A 21,639-nucleotide genomic window follows, 5' to 3' on the forward strand; every position below is an offset into this window, starting at 1 on the left:
GGCGTGACTCTGGGTTGCTTCGCTTCGCTCGCAATGACGGGAGCACATTACTTTCGGCGCCGCGCCAACTGCGCAATCCTTTGGGCGGCGGCGGCGGGGCCATCCTCCGCGGCGATGCGCGGCGCGAGCTCGCCCGCACACCGGGCGTAATCGGGTTTTTCCAACAAAGCCGCAAGCTCCACCGCGAGCCTTGTCCCCGAGACTTTCCGGCCCGGCAGCGCGCGTGCGACGCCCAGCCGCGCGAGTCTGGCGGAATTATCCTGCTGATCGCCGAGAAAGGGCGTGACGAGCTGCGGCTTTCCGGCCCGCAGCGCTTGCCCGCTGGTTCCGATCCCGCCATGGTGGGCGACGGCCAGCGCGCGCGGAAACAGCTGCGAATGCGGCACATAGCCGGCGACATGGACACTCGCTGGCGCGCCGGCGCGCAGCTCTTCCACATCCTCTTTATCTGCGAGCAGGATCGCCCGTTTTCCAAGGCTCTGGGCCGCCTCGACGCAGGCGCGGTAATGCGCGTGAAGGCCGTGGCTGACGAAACTGCCGAGCGTGAAAACCACCGGCGCTTCTCCCGCCTCGAGAAACTCCTCCAGCAACGCCGCTTCTTCCTCGCTCATCGAGGTCGCGGCGTCGTGAAAGCTGTGCCCGGCGACCAAAAGATTGGGCGAGTGATCGGGGCGCGGCGGCGCCAGCAAAGCCGAGTGCAGGCCAATGGTCGGAATATCTCGCGCCACTCCGCGAAAGAGCGCAAAGGGGCCCGGATTGGGCAGGCCGAGATCACGCCTGAAACGCCGCAAAGGAGCGGCCCAGCGATCCGCCAGCTCCGCAAAAAGCCCGAGCATCGCGCGATTGTAGGCCAGCGAAAGCCGCGCCCTGGGCTCCGGGATGAAAGGAGCGCGGGAGCCGAGCGGCGGATCGTAAGCCGAATAGAGCAGCATCGGGGAAAGCGTGACCAGAGCGAGCGGAATCCCGAGTTTTTCCGCCGCCGCATGCGCGGAAAAGGCGATGCTGTGCGCGACGACGGTCGCCGCGCCAGCGCTTATCGCCAATAATTGCTCATAGGATTGGTGGAGATGCGGGAAGATCAAATCCCGGAACAGGAAGCCGTCATCCTCGCTCATGCGCCGCGCCAGCCCGCCCATGTCGAGGCCGAGGCGCGCGCGAATGTCCGCCAGACTCGGCGAGATCGGAGTAAAACCCAGCCCGTGAGCCTCCACACGCTCGCGATGGTCCGAGGAAGACGCGACGACGACGGAAAAACCCTCGCGTTGGAGAGCCTGTCCCAGCGCGATGAAGGGATGGAGATCGCCCAGCGAGCCGAAGGTGACGATGAGGATTTTGGGCAGCGCGGCGCACATCGGTTGAACTATTCCTGAAGGCTGCGCAAATCTACAATGAAATTATAGGGAATCTGCTGAAGGGCGGAATCATTCGATTGGAGGCGACCATACCTCCCCGCCTGCGGCTATCGAATGCACACATGTCATGGCCGGGCTTCAGGGGAATTCGATGAAGGGAAGAACCATGGAACGTGGGGCTGTTCATTCCTTGATCGGATTCCCCTGATTTCGCGACAATGTCGCACGGATTCTCCGGCGATTGTGTGAGAAGATGGCGGCAGGCCATGTCGCAGATGCGGAGCTTGCCGGGACAATGAGCGATCTTGGAAACGAGAAGCCTCCGACCGTTCGCCGGTTGCGGCAAACTATAGACCCGATCGGCTATTTGCTTACGGAGGGCTTCCACCTACTCGGGCTTTTCGCAATCGGGGCCGCGACCGTCTGGGCCGCGCTGAAGGCGTTTCTCGAAATGTCCACCAAAGGACACGCCTCGATCGAAGACCTCTTGCTGCTCTTCATTTATCTCGAAATCGGATCGATGGTCGGCATTTATTTTCGCACCAACCACATGCCGGTGCGTTTCCTGCTCTATGTGGGCTCACGGCGCTGACCCGCCACATGATCGGCTATGTGCAGAAAGAGGCTTCCCCAGACCTCGGGGTTCTTATTCTCGCCGGCGCGACGCTGATCCTGTCTCTGGCGGTCTTGACGATTCGATATGCCTCCGCGCGCTTCTCGGAGTCGGCCATAGGACGAAGAGACTCCGAATAACGCCTGCGCAGCGAGGGCGCAGCGAAGCGGTCGCCATATCACTCCGTCTCGACCCCGAGATGCGGTTCGAATTTTTCTCCGGCGGCGACGCCGGCCCGGTAATCGTCCACCAACACCTTGCGGCTTCTGTTTTGCTCTTTCGCGAGGAGCGACAGACCGAGCTTTTCCATTTCGTCTTCGACCACCGAAGATTTGACGACCGCAAGCGCGCGGCCGTCGGCCTTGCGCGTCGCCTTATCCCGTTCGGCTTTCAAGTCGCTCAGTTTGTAACATATTCCATGCCCAAAACCGATTTGAAACGAACGCGATGAATTTCGCCCCGAGACCTCCGCTTTGCTTCGCTTCTTGAAGGCGTCGGCTTCGGTTTTGAACGCGAGGACGATCAAATCGTAAAGATAGTGCGCGGCGGCGACATCCTCGGGGAGGCCGAAAAACACGAAGCGCAGCGAGCCGGAGGCGGTCTTCTCGAACCATGTCCTGCAATCACAAAAATCGGCTATGGCCGGCACGCATTCGTCGATCGGCGAGCTCCGCTTCCGGCCCGTGTCTACGCCAATTCCCTCGCAGGGGCGTTCGCGCATCTCGACCTCGTCGAGCGACAGACCATAGCGATCCAGCAATTCGGCGACTTTTTGCGCCGAAGCCAGAGCCTCCTGCTCGGTGCACCCCTGGTCGACGGTCTTGGCGCGCAACGCCTGGATGCGTTGTAGAACCCGGGCGAGTTCGTCATCCTGTGGGCGCCCTTTCGTTTTTGCACGCCGGGTCGCCATCAGCTTGACGCGCAACTCCTGAAACAGGGGGCCTACGCCTTCCGGCGCCTCACCCTCGGCGATGGCGCGTTCGATGTCCCCGGCTATTACTTCGATCGACCGCGTCGCGCCGCCAAATCCCGAAGCAAAGCGGCGATCGAGCGTCTCCAGCATCACGAAGCCGATCCACGAAAATGCTTCGGCGAAGTTCGCCTTCCCCCCGGCGCGATAAATGACGCAGCGCGACAGCGCCTCCATGAGGTTCGCGACGTTCGTCATGCCGCGCGCGGCCTGCAGAATTTCCTCGGTTATCGATTCCCCGCACGCCTCGGCGATCTCTTGCGCCATAAAGGCGACAGCGAGCTTCTGGAGCTCGTCCCAGTCCTCTTCGTCTTCGTCGGGGATATCCGACAGTTCCTCGGAAAAGAGGTTCAGTCCCTCGATCCGCAAAGTGTCGTGGCGGACCACATGACGATAAAGGGCGGCGGCGCAGCGATGCGAGTTGCGCAATCCCTTCCCTGGACGAACAAACTTCATGGCTTCGGCGAGCGCGGCGTCGTCGAGTGGCGCTATCACCCCGAGCGCGACGAGCTCTCCCTTTGGCGTCGCGGCCAGCCAGAGGGCGACATCGCATCCCACCGCTTCTTCCGGGATCTCCTCGAACAGCGTGACCTTTTCGCCATTGGCCAGATCGGTTGCGCTACACCGGTCCGGCACGCAGACCGAGTCGATGTGGAGGAGCCGGAATTCGGCGCGCGCCAACGCGTCCAGCGCGATAGCCGTATCGGCGTCGGCTCCGGAGCGGCGGTCGCGGATGAAGCGCTCAATCGGCGCGAAGCCTGTGAGGGACGGCGTGAACACGCTCAGATAACCGGAAAAGGCCAGCGCTTCCACGAACCGCGCCATGTGCTCCGGGTTATCCAGATCGAGCTCAGCCTTAGCGAGCCATGGGCGAGCGCCTTCCTCGATCCTATTGTGGGAAAGGCCAGACACCGCCTCCGCGCAAAGCTCATCGATCAGCGCCGCCAGCTCTTCGTCGTCCAGCTGTGCGCCGCCGCCTTTATGCGCTGATCCCGCCGCCTCTTTCCGCCTGCTCATTTGAAAGCTCCCGCACTTACGGCGACGAAAAGGCGACTCAAGAGACCCAGGCTTCGCGCCGTCATCGCGAAACGCGCAGCTCCGCGGCGATCCAGGCGAGTGGCGCGACTCTGGATCGCTTCGCTCCGCTCGCGATGACGGGGCCTACTCACTCCCGCGCGGACTCGACTTCGCGCTGGGCGTAGCCGAGGCGGATGTTGAGCTCATGCAGCAGCTTCTCCGCCGCCTCGGGAATATTGGTGCCGGGCGGGAAGATGGCGCTGGCGCCGGCGTCATAGAGCGCCTGGAAATCCTGCTTCGGGATCACGCCGCCGACGACCATCATGATGTCTTCGCGGCCGACCCCCTGCAGCGCGTCGCGCAGCTCGGGCGTCAGCGTCAGATGGCCCGCGGTCATGGTCGAAACGCCGACGACATGCACATTCTCCTCGGCCGCTTTGTTCGCCACCTCTTCCGGCGTCGCGAAGAGATCCCCGATGACGACGTCGAAGCCGAGGTCGGCGAAAGCCGAGGCGATCACCTTCTGGCCGCGATCATGGCCGTCCTGGCCCATCTTGGCGACCAGAATACGGGGCTTGCGGCTTTCGTTCTCTTCGAAGGCCTTGGTCATGCCCTTCACCCGCGCGACCGCCGGCGCATCTTTGCCGGCCTCACGGGCGTAGACGCCGGAGATGACATTGGCTTTCGGCTTGTGGCGGGTGAATACTTTCTCCAGCGCGAAGGAGATTTCCCCGACGCTGGCCTTGGCCCGCGCGGCCTTCACGGCAAGGTCGAGCAGATTGGCGCCCGAGGTCGCGCCTTCCGTCAGCGCGTCGAGCGCGGCTTGCGTTTTGGCCTCGTCGCGTTCGGCCCGCAGGCGCCTGAGCTTTTCGAGCTGGGCGCCGCGCACGGCCGAATTGTCGATCTTGAGCACGTCGGGCGTGACGTCGTCCTGCGGCTGATATTTGTTGACGCCGACGACGACCTGCTGCCCGGTGTCGATGCGCGCCTGGGTCTTGGCCGCGGCTTCCTCGATCCGCTGCTTCGGCACGCCCGCCGCAATGGCCTTGGCCATGCCGCCGAGCTGTTCGATCTCCTGGATATGCTCCCAGGCGCGCTTGGCGAGTTCGGCGGTGAGGCGCTCGACATAATAGGAGCCGCCCCAAGGGTCGATGACGCGGGTGGTGCCGCTCTCCTGCTGCAGCACGATCTGGGTGTTGCGGGCGATGCGGGCGGAAAAGTCCGTCGGCAGGGCCAGCGCCTCGTCGAGAGCGTTGGTATGGAGCGACTGGGTGTGGCCCTGCGTCGCCGCCATGGCCTCGATGCTGGTGCGGATGGCGTTGACATAGACGTCCTGCGCCGTCAGCGACCAGCCCGAGGTCTGGCAATGGGTGCGCAGCGTCATGCTCTTCTCGGATTTCGCTCCGAGGTCCTTCATCAGACGAGCCCACAGCAGGCGCGCGGCGCGCAGCTTGGCGACTTCCATGAAGAAATTCATACCGATGGCGAAGAAGAACGACAGGCGCGGGGCGAAAGCGTCGATGTCCAGCCCCGCCGCGACGCCGGCGCGGACATATTCGATGCCGTCGGCCAGCGTGTAGCCGAGTTCGAGATCCGCCGAGGCGCCCGCCTCCTGCATGTGATAGCCCGAAATCGAAATCGAGTTGAATTTCGGCATATGCTGGCTTGTATAAGCAAAGATGTCCGAAACGATGCGCATGGAGGGCAGCGGCGGGTAAATATAGGTGTTGCGCACCATGAATTCTTTGAGAATGTCGTTCTGGATGGTGCCGGTGAGCTTGTCGGCCGAAACGCCCTGCTCTTCCGCCGCCACGATGAACAGCGCCAGCACCGGCAGCACCGCCCCGTTCATGGTCATCGAAACGCTCATCTGGTCGAGCGGAATGCCGTCGAACAGCGTGCGCATGTCGTAGATCGAGTCGATGGCCACGCCCGCCATGCCGACATCTCCCGAAACGCGGGGATGATCCGAATCATAGCCGCGGTGGGTGGCGAGATCGAAGGCGACCGAAAGGCCCTTCTGGCCCGCCGCGAGGTTGCGCCGGTAGAAGGCGTTGGAATCCTCGGCCGTGGAGAACCCTGCATATTGGCGGATGGTCCAGGGCTGGGCCACATACATTGTGGGATAGGGGCCGCGCAGGAAAGGCGCGAGACCGGGGTATGAATCGACGAAGGAAAGCCCTTCGATATCCGCGGGCTTATAGAGATTCTTAACCTCGACGCCTTCCGGGGTCACCCAAAGCCGCGGCTCCGGCTCCGCTTGGCTAGCGGTCGCGGGAGCGAAGGGAATTTTGGTGAAATCGGGAATGGCGGCCATCGGGTCCTCGGCTTTGGCGTAAGGGCGCCCCAAGCTTGGGGAAAACCCTGACTTTCTTTTGTATCCTTCGCTCCGGCCGAACCGGAGCCCATGGGAAAAATTCGTAAGCCAACGCTTTAACCCACAGCCGCGCGCGGCGCAAAGGTCCACGCGGCGCTAATCGCGGCTTAGGACTTGAAGCGTAGATCAGGCCGAGAGCGGAAATCGCTTGATTTTCCAAGATCGGCCCGCCTGCCCCGCAGCCGCGCCCCGACCCCGGATGGAACCAAGATGAGCGGCGCGCCAGATACGACCTCGCATTCCTCCCATCGCCTCGGCCCACTCGCGCTCGGGGCTCTGGGCGTGGTCTATGGAGATATCGGCACCAGCCCGCTCTACACGATCAAGACCGCCATCGAATGGTCGGGCGGCGCGATCGCGCCGGAAGAAGCGCTGGGGATGCTCTCGCTCATCTTCTGGACGCTGATTGTCATCACCTCGATCAAATATGTCGCGGTGATCATGCGCGCGGACAACGACGGCGAGGGCGGCATTCTCGCGTTGATGTCGCTGCTCGGCATAAAACGGGGGCGGCATCCGGCCATCATCGCCATCGGCATGCTGGGCGCGGCCCTGCTGTTCGGCGACGGAGCAATCACGCCCGCAATCTCGGTTCTGAGCGCGCTGGAAGGCCTCAAGACCCCTGCCCCAGCCATCGCCCCCTATATCGTGCCTCTTTCGGTCGTCGTGCTGATCGGGCTGTTCAGCGTGCAGTACAGGGGAACCGCCGAGATTTCCCGGCTGTTCGGGCCGGTGATGATCATCTGGTTCCTCGCCATCGGCGCACTCGGCCTTGCCGCGGTCGTCCAGCATCCCGGCGTTTTGGCGGCGCTCAACCCGGCCGTCGGCGCCGCCTATCTCTTCGAACATGGCGCAGCGGGGTTTCTCATACTGGGGGCGGTCTTCCTCTGCGCCACCGGCGCCGAAGCGCTTTACGCCGACATGGGGCATTTCGGGCGCCAGCCGATCAGACTCGCCTGGTACGGCCTGGTGCTGCCGGCGCTGGTGCTCAATTATGCCGGCCAGACCGCGCTGATCGTCAGCGAGCCGCCGGCGGCGTCGCCCAACCCGTTCTTCGACCTCTGCCCCGCGGGTCTACAGCTTCCTCTGGTGGCGCTCGCGACCCTCGCCACCGTCATCGCCAGCCAGTCGATCATCACCGGCGCCTTTTCGATGACCCGGCAAGCGATCCAGCTCGGTCTCCTGCCCCGCATCCATGTCTCGCAGACCTCCGCGGAAAGCTACGGACAGATCTACGTCGGCTTCGTCAATTGGGCGCTGATGGCGTTGACCCTGATCCTCACCATCGTCTTTCGGTCGTCCGACAGCCTTGCGGCAGCTTTCGGCATCGCCGTGTCTTTGACCATGCTGCTGACCAGCTTCCTGATGTTCGTCGCCATGCGCGAGGTATGGAACTGGAGCCTGCCTCTGAGCCTCCTCGCCGCGGGCCTCTTCGTCGTGGTCGACGGCTCCTTCGTCGCGGCGAATATGGTCAAATTCTTCGAGGGCGGTTGGATTCCGCTGGTCGTGGCCTCGATCATTTTCTTCCTGATGACCTGCTGGAGCCAGGGCTATGTGGCGATGCGCGCCGCTTTGGAGCGGGATACGTTTCCGCTGGCCGATTTCATCAGGAAATTCCGGGGCAAGCCGCGGGTGCAAGGTTGCGCGGTCTATCTTTCTGGCCGGCACAATGTCGTTCCGGTGCCGCTGCTGCATAATCTCAAACACAATAAGGTCGTGCACGAGCGCGTGGTGATCCTTCACGTGCAGACGGAACAGGTTCCCAGAATTAAAGCCGCGCAGCGGGTCGAAACCCAGGACCTCGGCGACGAGTTCTATTCGGTCACGCTTCGTTACGGTTTCATGGAGCAACCGAACATTCCTCGCGCCTTGATCCTAGAGTCGATCGGCTGCCCGCTGCGCTTCAATATGATGGACACGTCCTTCTTCGTCGGACGATTGTCGATCCTGCCGACCAGCGCCTTCAAATGGCGCCGGTTCAAAATGGGCGTCTTCGAATTTCTTCATCGCAACGCCGTGCCCGCCACGGAATTTTTCCAGATACCTCCCGGCCGCGTCGTGGAACTCGGCAGCCAGGTGGAAATCTGAACGCCGGACTCCACGCCCGCACATTACGGGAATTTAATTCGCCTTACCGAAGCTTAATTTGAGTTTGGCGCGAAAAATCAGATTATGCCGGCAGTTGTCCTCAACTTCGAGGCGCTCCCTCTGAACGACGAACCTGCTGGCCGCCGAAGTGCGGCCAGTCTTTTTTGACGACACGAAAAAGCTTGATCTTTAGCAAATTTGACTCTTGTCAAACCCGATTCCGCCATGCATAAGGCGAACCGAAGCGTTCGGGATTTCTGATGTTTTGTCGGTTTTCGGCCTCTACTCGGGAGAGCCGCTGTCCAAAAAACTTCACATTCTCGAAAAAAGCCTTGACTGTTGTGCGCCGCAGCATTAGATTGAGTGCATCGCAGCGAGATTGCTCTTGCTTCGTAGCCCTCCTTGGGCGTTTCCTCCCTTGACTTGGGCCGCTGGTGATCCGGCGGCCCCTTTTTTTGTTCAAGCGATTGCGTGGAAAAACGAGCCCGACACATCGCCGGCCCTGAGGCCCGCGGGGCTCTCGCGCTCCGAATAAGCGTCGCAAACAAAGGCGAAAGGCGCGCCCTCCTCGCGCAAAATCGTCGCATAATGAAACTCATGGCCGAAAAGGTCGGCACCCGCCGCGCCCAGACGGTGATCTGCGGACAATCGGGCTCTTCGATAGCCCAAATTGAGTTTGCGCTGCGAAAAACTGGTTTCCAATTCGAGCAGGCCCGCCATGGCGTGGCGAACGCCCTCGGCGTCGACGAGGCCGCGCCCGAGGACCATGTATCCGCCGCATTCGCCGTGAACCGGGCGTGTCTGAGCAAAGCGGCGCAGGCCGGAAAGAAAACACTGCGCCCCGGCGATGCGGCCGGCGTGAAGCTCGGGATAGCCGCCGGGGAGCCAGCAGACGTCGCATTGGGGCGGCGGCGGCTCGTCGGCGAGAGGCGAGAAAAACACGAGTTCCGCGCCCAAGGCCCGCCAGTCCAGAGCCAGATGCGGATAGAAAAATGAAAAGGCTTCGTCCTGCGCCACTGCGATGCGCTGTCCGGGAGGCCGCAGGCCCGACGAGCTTCTGCCGGATGCGGCGGCTCCGCCCGCGGCGGCGGCGCAAAGCGCTTCGATGTCCAGGCCGGCCTCCACCCTGTCGGCCAGCGCATCCAGCATGGCGTCGAGGCCCGAGGTCTCCCTCGCCTGAACCAGCCCCAGATGACGCTCGGGCAGAATGACGCCGGCGTCCCGTGCAAGCGCTCCCAGCACCGGGACGCCCAGCGCCTCGATCGCCTCGCCGGCGAGCTTCCTGTGCCGCTCGGAGGCGACCTTGTTCAACACTGCGCCCGCGAGCTTGAGTCGCGGATCATGCGCCGCGACGCCGCGAACGATCGCCGCGGCGGTCTGGCCCTGGCCGGAAACGTCATGGACCAGCACCACCGGCCAGCCCATTGCGGCGGCTATATCGGCGGAGGCCCCGCTGCGTCCGGGAGGATTGGGCGCGCCGTCGAACAGGCCCATCGCCCCTTCCGCGACGACGATATCCGCCTGCGCTCCGGCCAGTCCCGCAAGCCGCTCGACGAGCTCCGGCGCCATGGTCCAGCTGTCGAGATTGAGGCTTTGGCGCCCGGTCGCGACCGCGTGGAACGCGGGGTCGATGTAATCCGGCCCGCATTTGGCCGCGCCGACGCGCATTCCCCGCCGCGTCAGGGCGCGCATGAGGCCGAGCGCGACGGTCGTCTTGCCCGAGCCGGAACGCACCGCGGCGATGACGAGCCCCGGAGCGCTCAAACGCTCTCTCCGCCGTCCCCAGAGATTTCGACCCGCAAATTCTCTGGAATTCCTCGATTAGTCGAGTTTTCTTCACGCGAACCGGCATCCACTTCGCTCGAAAACCCTCCGGGCCTGAATCTGCGATCGTAACCCGCGTCGTACAGCGCGCTTTCGCGGAAATCCTCCGCGCCGAGCGCTGGCCCGACGAGGATAAGCGCGGTCCGCTCCATCGGAGATTGCGCCGCCAGCGCCTCGATGGTCGACAGCGTTCCGCGAATGACGCGCTCGTCCGGCCAGGACGCGCGGAACACGATAGCGACAGGGCAATCCGCGCCGTAGAAAGGCGTCAGCTCGGAGACGACGCGATCCAGCACGTGAATCGAAAGATGGATCGCCATGGTCGCGTGCGCCTGGGCGAAGACGCTCAGCGTCTCGGTCGGCGGCATAGCCGAAGCCCGGCCGCTGGTGCGGGTGAGGACCAGCGACTGCGCCACCTCCGGGAGGGTCAGCTCCCTGCGCAGCGCGGCGCTGGCGGCGGAAAAGGAAGGCACTCCCGGCGTCATCGTATAGGGAATGCCGAGCCGGTCGAGACGACGCATCTGCTCGCCGCAGGCGCTCCAGATCGAAAGATCCCCCGAATGCAGCCGCGCGACGTCGAGCCCTCCCGCATGGGCGGCCGCGATTTCGTCGATGATGGCGTCGAGCGACAGCGGCGCGGTGTCGATTATTCTGGCCCCGGGCGGGCAATGGGCGAGCACGCCCATCGGCACCAGCGAACCGGCGTAGAGACACACGGGCGAGGCGGCGATGAGGTCGCGTCCCCGCAGCGTCAGGAGATCGGCGGCTCCGGGACCGGCGCCGATGAAATGCACCGTCATTTTTCTGCGCCTTTCGACGTTCCGCGCGCAATGGCGCAAGTCAGCGCGCCGGCGACCGTCCTCGGCGCCAGCAATCGGCTTCCCTCTCCCGCCCCGGCGAGCGCGGCGGTTTCGGCGATGCTGCCGACGCCGAACAGCTCAACAACCCGCAAAGAGCGCGTGAACCCGTCGGCGTTTCGCCTTTGCAGGCTTTCTATCGGCAAAAACAACAGCTTCATCTCCAGAATTTTTGCGGCTGCGTGAATCCCGGCTTCATTCTCACGCGCGTCCATGGTCGCAAGGATCGCTTTTTTCAAGTCGAGCCCATGACTTGCGGCGATCTCGCGAAGCAGCGCGACAAGCGCGTCGGGATCGGCGCCCGGCCTCGCCCCGACGCCGAAGGCGTAAACCCACGTCACGTCTTCGCGGCCCGCCATTGCAGAACCGGCATCGCCGGGTCGAGCGCGGTGAAGCGCCCGACCGGCCGCGCTTTCGCGATTTGGACGTGAACAAGCTCGCCGCCGTGATCGCGAAACGCCTGCGTCAGCAGGGCCTGCGTCTCCAGCGTAACTGCGTTGACCACGATGCGGCCGTAGCGGGGAAGAGCGCTCCAGGCGGCCTCGATCACGGGTGCACTGGCGCCGCCGCCGATGAAGATGGCGTCGGGCGGAGGAAGCCCCACCAGCCCCTCGGGCGCGCGAGCGGTTATGACCTGAAGATCGGGAACGCCGAGGTTCGCCGCATTGCGGGCCGCGCGCGCAGCGCGTTCGGGGTCTTGCTCCAGCGCGACGGCGCGATTGGCGGGATCGGCCAGCAACCACTCTATGCCGATGGAGCCCGAGCCGGCGCCGATGTCCCAAAGGATTTCGCCTTTGCGGGGGGCCAGCGCCGAAAGCGTCACCGCGCGAATGTCGCGCTTGGTGATTTGCCCGTCATGCTCGAACCAGTCGTCCGGCAGCCCCGGCGTCAGCGCTATCGCCCGCGCGCCCGGCGCCGCGACCAGCTCGATCCCGATCGTGTTGAGCGGGCCTGTGTCCTGAAGCGAAAAACCTTCGGCCTGCGCGGCGCGAACCCGTTCTCTCGGCCCGCCGAGATTCTCCAGCACATGAATGATGGACCGGCCGAAGCCGAGGCTAGAGAGAAGCTCGGCGACGCGGCCGGGCGTCGTCTCGTCCCACGACAGCGCAATCAGGCGGCGACCCGGCTGCAAATGGGGCGCGATGCGCTCCAGGGCGCGGCCATGCAGCGACAGCAGGGCGCAATCCTGCTGGCTCCAGCAAAGCCGCGCCGCAGCGAGCGAGAAGGCCGACGGCGCCGGCAGGCAGAAGATTTCCTCTGGCGGGACAAGCGCCGCGATCGAAGCGCCGACGCCGTAGAAAAACGGATCGCCCGAGGCGAGAACCGCCGTAGGACGGCCACGCCGGGCCAGCAGGCCGTCGATCGAAAAAGGCGAAGGCCATTTGACCTTTTCGCCTTTCGTCGGTCCCGCCAGATCGAGATGCCGGGCGCCGCCGAAGATGCTCGCCGCAGCGTCGATCAGAGCCCGCGCGGCGGAAGAAAGCTCGCCGTCCTCGCCTATTCCGATCAGCGAAAGCCAGGGGGCCGTCGTCACCGCGATTTCCGCGAGCTGTAGACGATGGGCGCGCCTGTTTCGCGCTGGATCAGCTTTGTCCCCTGCGCGCCGACGATGACGAGCGTCGACATGTCCACTTGGGCGAGATCCGCCTCGGCGAGACTGGTCACGATCAGCCTTTCTTCCGGGCGGCCGACCGATTTGGCGAAGACCACAATGGTTTCTCCGTTCAGCAGACCGCGCAGCAGGGCGAAGGCGTCGATTATGGTCTGAGGGCGCGAGCGCGATGCCGGATTGTAGATCGCGATGACGAAATCCCCTCGCGCCGCGCATTCCAGCCGGTTGGCGATTGTTCCCCATGATTTGAGATTGTCGGAAAGCGAGAGGACGCAGAAATCCTGGCCCAGCGGCGCGCCGAGCCGGGCCGCCGCCGCCTGCATGGCGGAGATTCCCGGAAGAACGACGATATCGAGCGCGCGCCAGGCGGGATCGCCCTCGTCGACCGCTTCGAACACGGCTGCGGCCATGGCGAAGACGCCGGGATCGCCTCCCGAGACGACCGCGACTACCCGCCCCTTCGATGCGCGCGACAGGGCTTCCCGCGCGCGATCGAGCTCCACCCGATTCTCGCTGGCGATTTTGGTCCGGCCTTCCCGGTCCGGCACGCGGGCGACATAGGGCGCATAGCCTATGACGTCCTGAGCCTCGGCGAGCGCGGCGGCGACGTCATGGGTCAGATAGCCTGCGTCTCCGGGGCCGAGACCGATGACGTAAAGACGCCCGAGGCTCATGGCCTCCTCCCGGCGCCGGGACAAAGCACCATGGAAAAATAGGGCGCCGAATCGTCGCCCTTTTCGGTGAAGGGCATGATCTTCTGATCCGCCATGGTTCCGCGTTCGACATAGATCGCGCGCTCGGCGAGGCCGAGCCTGATCAGCACGCGGCGGAGCTTGGGGAAGTTGCCGCCGAGCTTCATGATCACCGCGGCGTCGGCGCCCGCGAGCCGCTCGGCCAAAGCCTCTTCGTCGAGCGTAGCGGGCGCGACGGTCAGAACGTCGTCGCCCCACGTCATCGGCTGCATTGCAGCCGCGAAACAGCCCGACATGCCGGAGACGCCGGCGCAAATCTCGGCGCGGAAACGATCCTTCAGCCGAATGAAGATATGCATGAAGGAGCCATAGAGCATGGGATCTCCTTCGCACAGCAGCGCGACGTCGCGCCCCTGAGCCAGGATCGCGGCCACTCGCTCGGCGCTCTCGACGTAAAATCCCCGCAGGGCGTCGATATACTCAGGCTGATAGAAAGGACGCTCCGTCGTCATCGGATAGGCGAGCGGCATCTCCTCGCAGCCGGGCCGCAGATAATCGCGCGCGATCCTGCGCGCGTGGCTTTCCCGCCCCTGTTTGGCGAAATAGGCCACGACCGGCGCGGCGCCGATCAGACGCACGGCCTTCATCGTCACGAGCTCCGGATCGCCGGGGCCGAGCCCGACGCCGTAAAGCACCCCGCTATTCTGCAAGCCGTTCATTCCTTTTCGCTCGCCAGCGCATTGATCGCCGCCGCCGCCATCGCGCTGCCGCCCTTGCGGCCCTGGACCACAATGAAAGGGGCGCGGCCATAGGCCTCCAACGCTTCCTTGGATTCGGCGGCGCCGACGAAGCCCACGGGCATGCCGATGATCGCAGCCGGCATCGGCGCGCCTTCCCTCAGCATTTCGAGCAGTCGGAACAACGCCGTCGGCGCATTGCCGATAGCGACCACCGCCCCGCCCATACGCTCGCGCCAGAGTTCGAGCGCCGCGGCGCTCCGGGTGTTTCCGGTCTTTTGCGCAAGCGCCGGAACCTGCGGGTCGGCGAGCGTGCAGATCACCTCATTGGCCGCCGGCAGCCTTGCGCGGGTTACGCCATAGGCCACCATATTGGCGTCACAGAAAATGGGCGCGCCGGCGCGCAGGGCCGTCTGCGCGGTTTCCACGACGCCCGGCGCAAATTCGATGTCCTGCGCCACCTCGGTCATGCCGCATGCGTGGATGATCCTCACGGCGACGCGCTCTTCCGCCGGGCTGAAGCGCTCCAGACGCGCCTCCGAGCGGATGATGGCGAAGGAATGCCGGTAAATTTCGGCCCCGTCGCGGATATAGTCCAGCGCGCCGGACATGGCGTCTCCTTTTTCGGCGTTAGAGTGTTTACGAACGAGCGGCGAGCGCTTGCTCGACTTCTGCCAAAGATAGATTGACGGCGAAAGGCTTCGCATCGGCGCGGCCGTCGAATATCAGATCGTAGCCGCCTTCACGAACCAGCAAAGCGGCCGGCGCCGGCGAAAGCATGGCGCAGCCCTTGGCGCAGCCGGAAATATGCAGGCCGACCGCCCCTGCTCCCAATCTGGCGGCGAGCGGCGCAAGACGCTCGGCGTCGGTACGGGTCGGGCCGTGGGCTTGCGGACATTCCGGCGCGCCGGGACATGCGACCACGGCGAGCCGGGCGTCCTTGGGATCCACGATCAACCCGATCTGCTGAGCCGCCTCGGCGATGCGCCCGGCTGATTGCGCCGAGGGCGTGAGCGCCAGCATGGCCCGCCACGGCGTCGGCCGCAGTTCCTCGGCGCCTTCCTGGCCCAGCGTTTCGGCGAGGCGAGCCATATCTTCCGCGCGCCAGCGGCCGAAGGGCGCGGCGACGCCGGCAAAGAAAGCCCCGCCCGCATTCTGCGCCCCGAGAGCCCGGTCGATCGGCGTCGCGGTCGTGAGCGTGCGATAGGCTTCGGCCTCCAGCCCGGCGGCGCCGAATATCGCCGGGGCGCCGAGGGCTTGCGTCACGGCGCGCATGCGGCGCCATTCGAAACGCCGCTCCGCCCGCAGCGAGACGAAAGCCCGCGCCAGCGCGATCGCCGCGCCGACAGCCTCACTGGCGGGGAGAACGACGGCAATGTCGCGCGCTCCGGCGACGAGTATCGCTATCTCCTCGCCCTTCGCTTCGAGCCTCACATCGGCTTCGATATCGGCCAATCCCAGCGGCCCGCCGTCGTCGACGAGGAAAAGAAATTTCCCCGGCAAGGCGCGAAGCGCCTGATCCTGCTCGATGGCGCGCGCGAGCTGCGACGCGATTTCGTTGGCGTCGATGTCCCTGCCCCGGATCGGCGAGGCCATGACATTCATGACGCTTTCTGCTGCGGCGTCCGCCGCCAGCAGGCCGATCGCCTTCAGGCGCTGTTGCGCCTCATGGCTCGTCGCCGGGCTCACGCCCCGCATCTGAAGCTGGGCGCGCTGCGAAAGGTCGATGAGGCCATTGCCGCAGTCCGTCGCTATGGCGGCGATCTCGCGCAACTGGCGCAAGGTCAGTCTCGAGCCGATGATCTTGGCGCGCATGAGCAGACCGTCGCCGCTCTCCATCGGCGCCAGCGCTCCTGGACACCAGCCTTTGATTTCAGGCGCGCTGCGCATCGGTCCGCTCCATCAAAAGATGCACGCTGTTGCGCCGGCTGCGCCAAAGTCCGCGCCGCAGAGCTTCTTCGAAAACGCGAACAATCGCCTCATAGGCGCGGGGATTCTCGCGTTGCAGAAAATCGCGCACGGCCTCGACGCCGAGCGTGGCGTCGAAGACGAGATCGAATTGCGCATCGCTCACGAAATCGCCCAGCGCGCTGAAGGCGAAGATATTGTCGATGGTTTCAGCAATCTCCGCCGCGCCGCGGTGGCCGTGGCGCATTTGCCCCTCGATCCAGCGCGGATTGGCGGCGCGCGCCCGAAGCGCCCGGGCGATTTCCCGATCGAGCGGACGAGCGACGGTCCGCTCGGGCCGCGTCGCGTCGAGATGGGTTATCGCCGCCTTGCCGCCCAAGGCGCTGTTGGCCGCGGCGAAGCCGCCCTCGAACTCTGCGAAGGCGGGGCCGCTGAGGACATCTACTTCCGCCATGTCCTGAACATGCACGAGCGCGTCGGCGCCAGCGACCCGCGCTGCGAACTGCTCTCGCGCCGGCCTGGCTTCGCCCAGGCGATCATAGGCGTTGCCCCCGGCAGAAAGAAACGCCTGCCCCAATTCCTCGCGCGCAGCCCATTCCCCCCGGGAAATCGCCTCGTTCAGCCCAAGGCCATAGGCTCCTTGGGCGACTCCGAAGATACGCTCCACCGCGGCGCCTTCGTGCCTGGCGAGCGGATTGGATTCTTCGTCTTCATCGAGCGCGGCGACAGCATTCACCGCGTCGTGGAACAAGCCGATGAGCCCGGGAAACATGTCCCGAAACAGGCCCGATATGTGAAGAGTGACGTCGACGCGCGGAAAGTCGCGCTTCGACAGCGGCTCGATCTCGAAGCCGCTCACGCGGGCGGTTGCGCTGTCCCACAAGGGCATGACGCCGAGCAAGGCGAGCGCCTGCGCGAAATCCTCGCCGCCGGTGCGAATGGTGGCGCTCCCCCAGAGGTCGAGCATGATCGAACGCGGCCATTCGCCATGCTCCTGCGCATGGCGCGTCATCACCTCGGCCGCAGCGCGGCGGCCGATATCATAGGCCGTTCTGGTCGGCGCATGGCGCGGGTCGATGCAGAAGAGATTGCGCCCGGTCGGCAGCACATCCTTGCGCCCGCGCGCCGGCGCGCCGGCAGGGCCCGGCTCGACGAACCGCCCTTCGAGCGCGCGCAGCAGAGCGGAGATTTCCGCAGTAGCGCAGGCCTTGCGCAAGGAATCGCTTCCGCTTCCGGCCGCGCCGAATATGTGCAGCCCGTCGCCGATGCGCATTTCCTTTATGTCGCAGAGCCAGGCGTCGAGCCGCGCCAGAGCCTCGGCCGCATCCGAACCTTTCGAGACGCCGGATTCCCCGGCGAGGCCGCAACGCTCGGCTTCGTCCAGAATGGCGCCGGCGATGAGCTTTGCGCGGCGCGGATCGAGCGAGGCCGCGTTGGAATATTCATCGAGCATGTTCTCGATGCGCGCGGCGTCGTCGTAGAGCTCCGCGCGCTCCAGCGGCGGCGTCAAATGGCCGATCGTCACCGCGGCGGAACGGCGTTTGGCCTGCGCCGCCTCGCCGGGATCGTTGACGATGAAAGGATAGATCAAAGGCGTCGGCCCCAGCACGGCCTGCGGCGCGCAATCTGCCGAAAGCATGGTGGATTTTCCCGGCAGCCACTCCAGCGTGCCATGGGTGCCGAGATGGATCAGCGCGTCGATTTTTCTGATATGGCGCAGCCAGAGATAAAAGGCCAAATAGGAATGGCGCGGCGCAGCCTCGGCGTCGTGATAGGTCTCGCGACGCTCGGCCCGCGCGCCGCGGTCGGGTTGCAGAGCGACGACGAGCCTGCCGGCCTCGATACAGGAAAAATGGAACGCGCCGTCGCGGAAGGAGGGATCGTCCTCCGGTTCGCCCCATGCGCCGATTACGCCGGCGGCGAAGTCTTTCGGCAATTCCTCGAAAAAGCTGCGGTAATCGCCAAGCGCAAGCCGCCCTTCGTGAACTCCGTTCTCGAGCGCCGGCATGAGCTCTTGCGGCAGCGGGCCGAGACCGTAGCCGGCGCCGCGCAAGGCCTGTGCGATGGCGGCGACGCTCGCCGGGGCGTCGAGCCCGATGGCGTAGCCGCCCCTGCCCCGCCGCGCCGGATAATCCGACAGAATCAACCCTAAGCTTTTTTCGGCGTTGCCCTTGCGCCTCAGCGCGGCCCAGTTGGAGGCGAGATCGGCTACATGTTGGATCTGCGAGGGCTCGGGCCTGTGCCCCATTTCGACGAATTCGCTCTGCGCCCGCGTTTCCGCCTTGGCCTTGAAGGATATGGCGCCGGCGAAAATCCGCCCGTCGACCTCCGGCAGAACAATGTTCATCGCGAGGTCCGCCCCATTGGCGCCGCGCTTAGAGGCCGCCCAGGCCTCTCGTGTAGACGTCGCCAGCGCGGCCTGCATCACGGGAGCGTCGGCGAGATCGAGCGGGGAACCGAGCGCGCCCCGCGCGGAGAAGGCCGTCGTGTTTACCACCACGTCGGGCCGGAACGCCTCGATCGCCTCTTTAAGAAAGCTCGCGCTGGCTTGATCCTTGAGGCTCGCGACGAAAACCGCCTCGACCCCGAACCCTCGGGAAGCGAGCGCGTCCGCCAATGAAACAATCGGAGCGATGTCGTCGGCGAGATAGACCGAACGATAGAGCGCGATCAGCGCTCGCGCAGCGCCCGCCGGCGCATCCCGGCGCGCGGCGAGGCAATAACCCGCATTGGGGAGCGGCGCCGGCTCGAGCCAGATCGAATGGCGTCCGATCAGGCTCGAAGCGAAGGCGAGAAAGTTCTTCAAATTCTCGGAACCGCCGTCCTGGAAATAGGCCCAAATGCGCGCGCAATCTTCGGCTGAGACCGTCGAGGCCTCGGCGAGCCGCGCATCGGCGAGATTGTCTCCCGGCGCGATGGCGAGCAAAAACCCATGGGCGCGTGCGGCGGCGGCGAGCTGCTCGACGCCGTAAGGCCAATAGTCCTTGCCGCCGAGCAGCCGAACCGCCACCAGCCGCGCCCGGCGCGCGACTTTCTCGACGTAAAGGTCGACCGAATAGGGATGCTTCAGCAGCGCGAGCGGCGCGCAACGGAGCGTGAAGCCGTCTGTAAAGGCCTGTTCATGCAGGCGCGCGATCTGGCGCAGCTCCGAATCCGAAAAGGACAGGAACACGACGTCGGCGGGCGTCTGCTCGAGATCGACCGCAGAATCTGCGTCGTCGAGACCGTGAAGATCGCGGGCGAGCAGATGCATGGCGCAGCTAACGCGTCGCGAGCGCTGCGACGATCGCCTCGCGGTCGAGGCCCTTGCGCCCGATCACCACCAGCCGGCTGGAGCGTCGTTCTCCCAAACCCCAGGGCCGGTCGAACTGATGCTGAAACCGCGGGCCCACCCCCTGCACCAGCAGGCGCATGGGCTTGCCGACGACTTCCGCAAAGCCCTTTATGCGCAACACGTCATGCGCCGCGGAGACTTCCGCGAGCCTCGCCACCAGCCCGGCAGCATCTTGCGCCGCGGCGATTTCCACGACGAAGCTTTCGAAATCCTCGTGGTCGTGCTCATCGAGCGCGTCATGATGCGACGGCCGATTGGCGAGATCGTCCTCGGCGGCGGCGGAAAGCCCGAGCGCAGCTCGCGAATCGACCGCGCCATGACGCGCGCGCAGCACCTTGACGCCGCGCGGCGTTCCATTGGCCAGGGTCGCCATCACCGCCGCGTCTTCATCGGCGTCGAGAAGATCTATCTTGTTGAGGACGATGAGATCGGCGCAGGCGAGCTGATCCTCGAATACTTCTTCGAGAGGATTGTCGTGGTCGATGGTCTCGGTCTGCGCGCGCTCCGCGGCGATGGCTTCGAGGTCGTCGGCGAAACGCCCCTCGGCTACGGCGCGGCCGTCGACGACCGCGATGACGCCGTCCACCGTCAGGCGCGAACGTATCGCCGGCCAGTCGAAAGCCTTGACCAGAGGCTTAGGCAGCGCGAGGCCCGAGGTCTCGATGATGATGTGCTCGGGCGGATTGTCATGCGCCAGCAACGCCTCGATCGCGGGTGCGAAATCGTCTGCGACGGTGCAGCAGAGGCATCCGTTGGCGAGCTCGACGATGTTTTCTTCCGGGCAATTCTCCACGCCGCAGGCGCGCAGGATTTCGCCATCGACGCCGACGTCGCCGAACTCGTTGATGATGAGCGCGAGGCGACGGTCCCGCGTCGTCTCCAGCAGATGGCGGATCAGTGTGGTCTTGCCGGCGCCGAGGAAGCCCGTGATGATCGTGGCGGGAATTTTCGCGCTCATTTTGCCTCTTTAGCGCCTTTTCCGCTGGAACGGCATCGTTCGAGCGGAAAGAAATCGCGCCACATCCTGGGGTTTGAGAGCATTCTGTCCGCAAAAGTCCGTCAACTTTTGCGGAATGCGCCCTAAGACGCCGTTCCACGCCCCCTTGCGGAAAACTCGCGCCATAGCACACCGACCACAAAGCCGGTCAGAATCCACATCGCAGCATGGACGGCCAGCGAAGACGCCGCAAAGCGCGCGGCGAGCTCCGCCGGAACCGTGCTTTGCGGAACGGCCGGCTTGGGCGCGCCGACGATATGGGGCGCAAGGATCAAGGCTGCGCCGAGCGACATGGCCGCCAGCTTTTCTGACCGGAACAACAGAAAAAGCCCTGCGCCGGTCGCGGCGGCGGCGCCGACCCACCAGATCTGCCGCATGACCACGTCGGTCTCGGCTGCTCCCGGCAATTGAGGCGCCAGCCCCAGCGCCGTGGCAAGCCCGGTGGAGGCGAATCCGCAGGCGGCCCAGGCGACTGCACGTCTCGGCTCGATGGCCTCGCCCGCCGCCAGCATCAGGCCGATCAGGACTAGGGCGTAGCCGGAGGCCGCTGCAACGTCGGCGACGCTGGTCGCCGCAGTGCGCTGAATGCCTTCCGCGGGCTTCCAGCCCTCGTCCGCCTCATGGCCGTGCTGCGCGGTCTCATAGACCTCCGCCGCGAGAATCAACGGCGTCGTGGTGACATGTTGCAGCGCCGCGATCGCAAGCCCTGCGACAAGCCCGGCGATTAGACCAATCGCCAGGACGCGCTGTATCACGCTGCTTTAGTGACAGGGAAAGGAAAGTGAATGACGCGTGTCGTGAGCGGCGTTATGGGCCGCCTCGGCGCCGGAGAAACCGGCGAAATAGACCAGGCCCGCGCCGACGAACAGGGCGACGAAAGCGGCTTTGATCGCTTCGATCCGCTTGGCGGAAACATGGAGGCCGGCGACGCTGGAAAGGTGAGAATGAATCATGATCGTCTCCCTGCCGCCCCACCGGCGGCGATAATTTCAGCTCTGACGGCAGGTCTCCTGGCTCCCGGGTCTTTGGAGTGCGCCGCCTTCCCGGAGAGCCGAAGCTCCAGTGGCTGATGGCGCGGCCTCTCCGGTCACAGTTGCGGGGGCAGCCGCGGGATTGGATCGCTCCTCACCGCGTTCCCTTTTCACTTCTTGCGAAGAACCGTCACAAAGGTCTTAGGCGCGTACAGAAGCTGCGTCAAACGAAAGCTGTTCGCGCTTCCGCCCTGGCCGGGCTCGGCCCGGCCATCCACGGCAGGCGCCGC

Annotated in this window: 17 protein-coding genes and 1 riboswitch; of the genes, 2 read left to right on the forward strand and 15 right to left on the reverse strand. The window is 65.0% G+C overall.

Annotated features, from left to right (window positions below; genetic code table 11):
• Nucleotides 1–47: 47 nt before the first annotated feature.
• On the reverse strand, nt 48–1,352 hold the full coding sequence (locus H2LOC_RS05915; RefSeq protein ID WP_136495548.1) for a glycosyltransferase: 1,305 nt from the start codon (nt 1,350–1,352) through the stop codon (nt 48–50).
• A 295-nt stretch (nt 1,353–1,647) separates the two neighbouring features.
• Here H2LOC_RS05915 and H2LOC_RS21700 point away from each other — a divergent pair, with 295 nt between their 5' ends.
• On the forward strand, nt 1,648–1,944 hold the full coding sequence (locus H2LOC_RS21700) for a phosphate-starvation-inducible protein PsiE (RefSeq protein ID WP_246207016.1): 297 nt from the start codon (nt 1,648–1,650) through the stop codon (nt 1,942–1,944).
• A gap of 199 nt (nt 1,945–2,143) precedes the next feature.
• Here the strand turns inward: H2LOC_RS21700 and H2LOC_RS05925 are convergent, their stop codons facing one another.
• Nucleotides 2,144–3,952 carry a DUF2786 domain-containing protein gene (locus tag H2LOC_RS05925; protein ID WP_136495549.1) on the reverse strand — a complete coding sequence of 603 codons (1,809 nt, stop codon included), beginning with the start codon at nt 3,950–3,952 and terminating at the stop codon, nt 2,144–2,146.
• 148 nt (nt 3,953–4,100) lie between these two features.
• Nucleotides 4,101–6,269 (reverse strand): methylmalonyl-CoA mutase, encoded by a 2,169-nt coding sequence (scpA, locus tag H2LOC_RS05930; RefSeq protein WP_136495550.1) that lies wholly within the window; start codon nt 6,267–6,269, stop codon nt 4,101–4,103.
• Nucleotides 6,270–6,539: 270 nt separating this feature from the next.
• Between scpA and H2LOC_RS05935 the strand changes: the two genes are divergently transcribed.
• Nucleotides 6,540–8,417 (forward strand): potassium transporter Kup, encoded by a 1,878-nt coding sequence (locus H2LOC_RS05935; protein ID WP_136495551.1) that lies wholly within the window; start codon nt 6,540–6,542, stop codon nt 8,415–8,417.
• Nucleotides 8,418–8,876: 459 nt separating this feature from the next.
• On the opposite strand, the gene H2LOC_RS05940 is transcribed toward H2LOC_RS05935, so the two are convergent.
• The 12 genes from H2LOC_RS05940 to H2LOC_RS05990 all read right to left on the reverse strand — a co-directional run bounded on the left by H2LOC_RS05940 (nt 8,877) and on the right by H2LOC_RS05990 (nt 21,331).
• Nucleotides 8,877–10,181, reverse strand: coding sequence for a cobyrinic acid a,c-diamide synthase CobB (locus H2LOC_RS05940; RefSeq protein ID WP_136495552.1), 1,305 nt, complete (start codon nt 10,179–10,181; stop codon nt 8,877–8,879).
• On the reverse strand, nt 10,178–11,041 hold the full coding sequence (gene cobM / locus H2LOC_RS05945; protein WP_136495553.1) for a precorrin-4 C(11)-methyltransferase: 864 nt from the start codon (nt 11,039–11,041) through the stop codon (nt 10,178–10,180). The genes H2LOC_RS05940 and cobM overlap by 4 nt, the downstream gene beginning before the upstream one ends.
• Nucleotides 11,038–11,457 (reverse strand): cobalamin biosynthesis protein, encoded by a 420-nt coding sequence (locus H2LOC_RS05950; RefSeq protein WP_136495554.1) that lies wholly within the window; start codon nt 11,455–11,457, stop codon nt 11,038–11,040. Before H2LOC_RS05950 ends, cobM begins: the two co-directional genes overlap by 4 nt.
• The gene (cbiE, locus tag H2LOC_RS05955) at nt 11,436–12,632 is read right to left on the reverse strand and encodes a precorrin-6y C5,15-methyltransferase (decarboxylating) subunit CbiE (RefSeq protein ID WP_202620533.1); all 1,197 of its coding nucleotides are present in this window, start codon (nt 12,630–12,632) and stop codon (nt 11,436–11,438) included. The genes H2LOC_RS05950 and cbiE overlap by 22 nt, the downstream gene beginning before the upstream one ends.
• Nucleotides 12,629–13,384, reverse strand: a complete 756-nt coding sequence (cobJ, locus tag H2LOC_RS21490) for a precorrin-3B C(17)-methyltransferase (RefSeq protein ID WP_202620534.1) — start codon at nt 13,382–13,384, stop codon at nt 12,629–12,631. The genes cbiE and cobJ overlap by 4 nt, the downstream gene beginning before the upstream one ends.
• Nucleotides 13,381–14,121 carry a precorrin-2 C(20)-methyltransferase gene (locus tag H2LOC_RS05960; protein ID WP_136495556.1) on the reverse strand — a complete coding sequence of 247 codons (741 nt, stop codon included), beginning with the start codon at nt 14,119–14,121 and terminating at the stop codon, nt 13,381–13,383. Before H2LOC_RS05960 ends, cobJ begins: the two co-directional genes overlap by 4 nt.
• A complete protein-coding gene (locus H2LOC_RS05965; RefSeq protein ID WP_136495557.1) occupies nt 14,118–14,750 on the reverse strand; it encodes a precorrin-8X methylmutase in 633 nt (210 codons plus the stop codon). Before H2LOC_RS05965 ends, H2LOC_RS05960 begins: the two co-directional genes overlap by 4 nt.
• A 28-nt stretch (nt 14,751–14,778) precedes the next feature.
• On the reverse strand, nt 14,779–16,029 hold the full coding sequence (gene cobG, locus H2LOC_RS05970) for a precorrin-3B synthase (protein ID WP_136495558.1): 1,251 nt from the start codon (nt 16,027–16,029) through the stop codon (nt 14,779–14,781).
• Complete coding sequence (cobN, locus tag H2LOC_RS05975) at nt 16,013–19,300, reverse strand: cobaltochelatase subunit CobN (protein WP_136495559.1); 3,288 nt, start codon at nt 19,298–19,300, stop codon at nt 16,013–16,015. The genes cobG and cobN overlap by 17 nt, the downstream gene beginning before the upstream one ends.
• 7 nt (nt 19,301–19,307) lie before the next feature.
• On the reverse strand, nt 19,308–20,339 hold the full coding sequence (gene cobW / locus H2LOC_RS05980; RefSeq protein ID WP_136495560.1) for a cobalamin biosynthesis protein CobW: 1,032 nt from the start codon (nt 20,337–20,339) through the stop codon (nt 19,308–19,310).
• Nucleotides 20,340–20,461: 122 nt separating this feature from the next.
• Nucleotides 20,462–21,133, reverse strand: coding sequence for a CbtA family protein (locus H2LOC_RS05985; RefSeq protein ID WP_136495561.1), 672 nt, complete (start codon nt 21,131–21,133; stop codon nt 20,462–20,464).
• Between the two features lie 6 nt (nt 21,134–21,139).
• Nucleotides 21,140–21,331: a CbtB domain-containing protein gene (locus H2LOC_RS05990; RefSeq protein WP_136495562.1), complete on the reverse strand. Its 192-nt coding sequence runs from the start codon at nt 21,329–21,331 to the stop codon at nt 21,140–21,142.
• Nucleotides 21,332–21,361: 30 nt separating this feature from the next.
• Nucleotides 21,362–21,556, reverse strand: a riboswitch (cobalamin riboswitch).
• Nucleotides 21,557–21,639: the final 83 nt, after the last annotated feature.

The sequence above is a fragment of the Methylocystis heyeri genome (assembly GCF_004802635.2).
GTDB lineage: Bacteria > Pseudomonadota > Alphaproteobacteria > Rhizobiales > Beijerinckiaceae > Methylocystis > Methylocystis heyeri.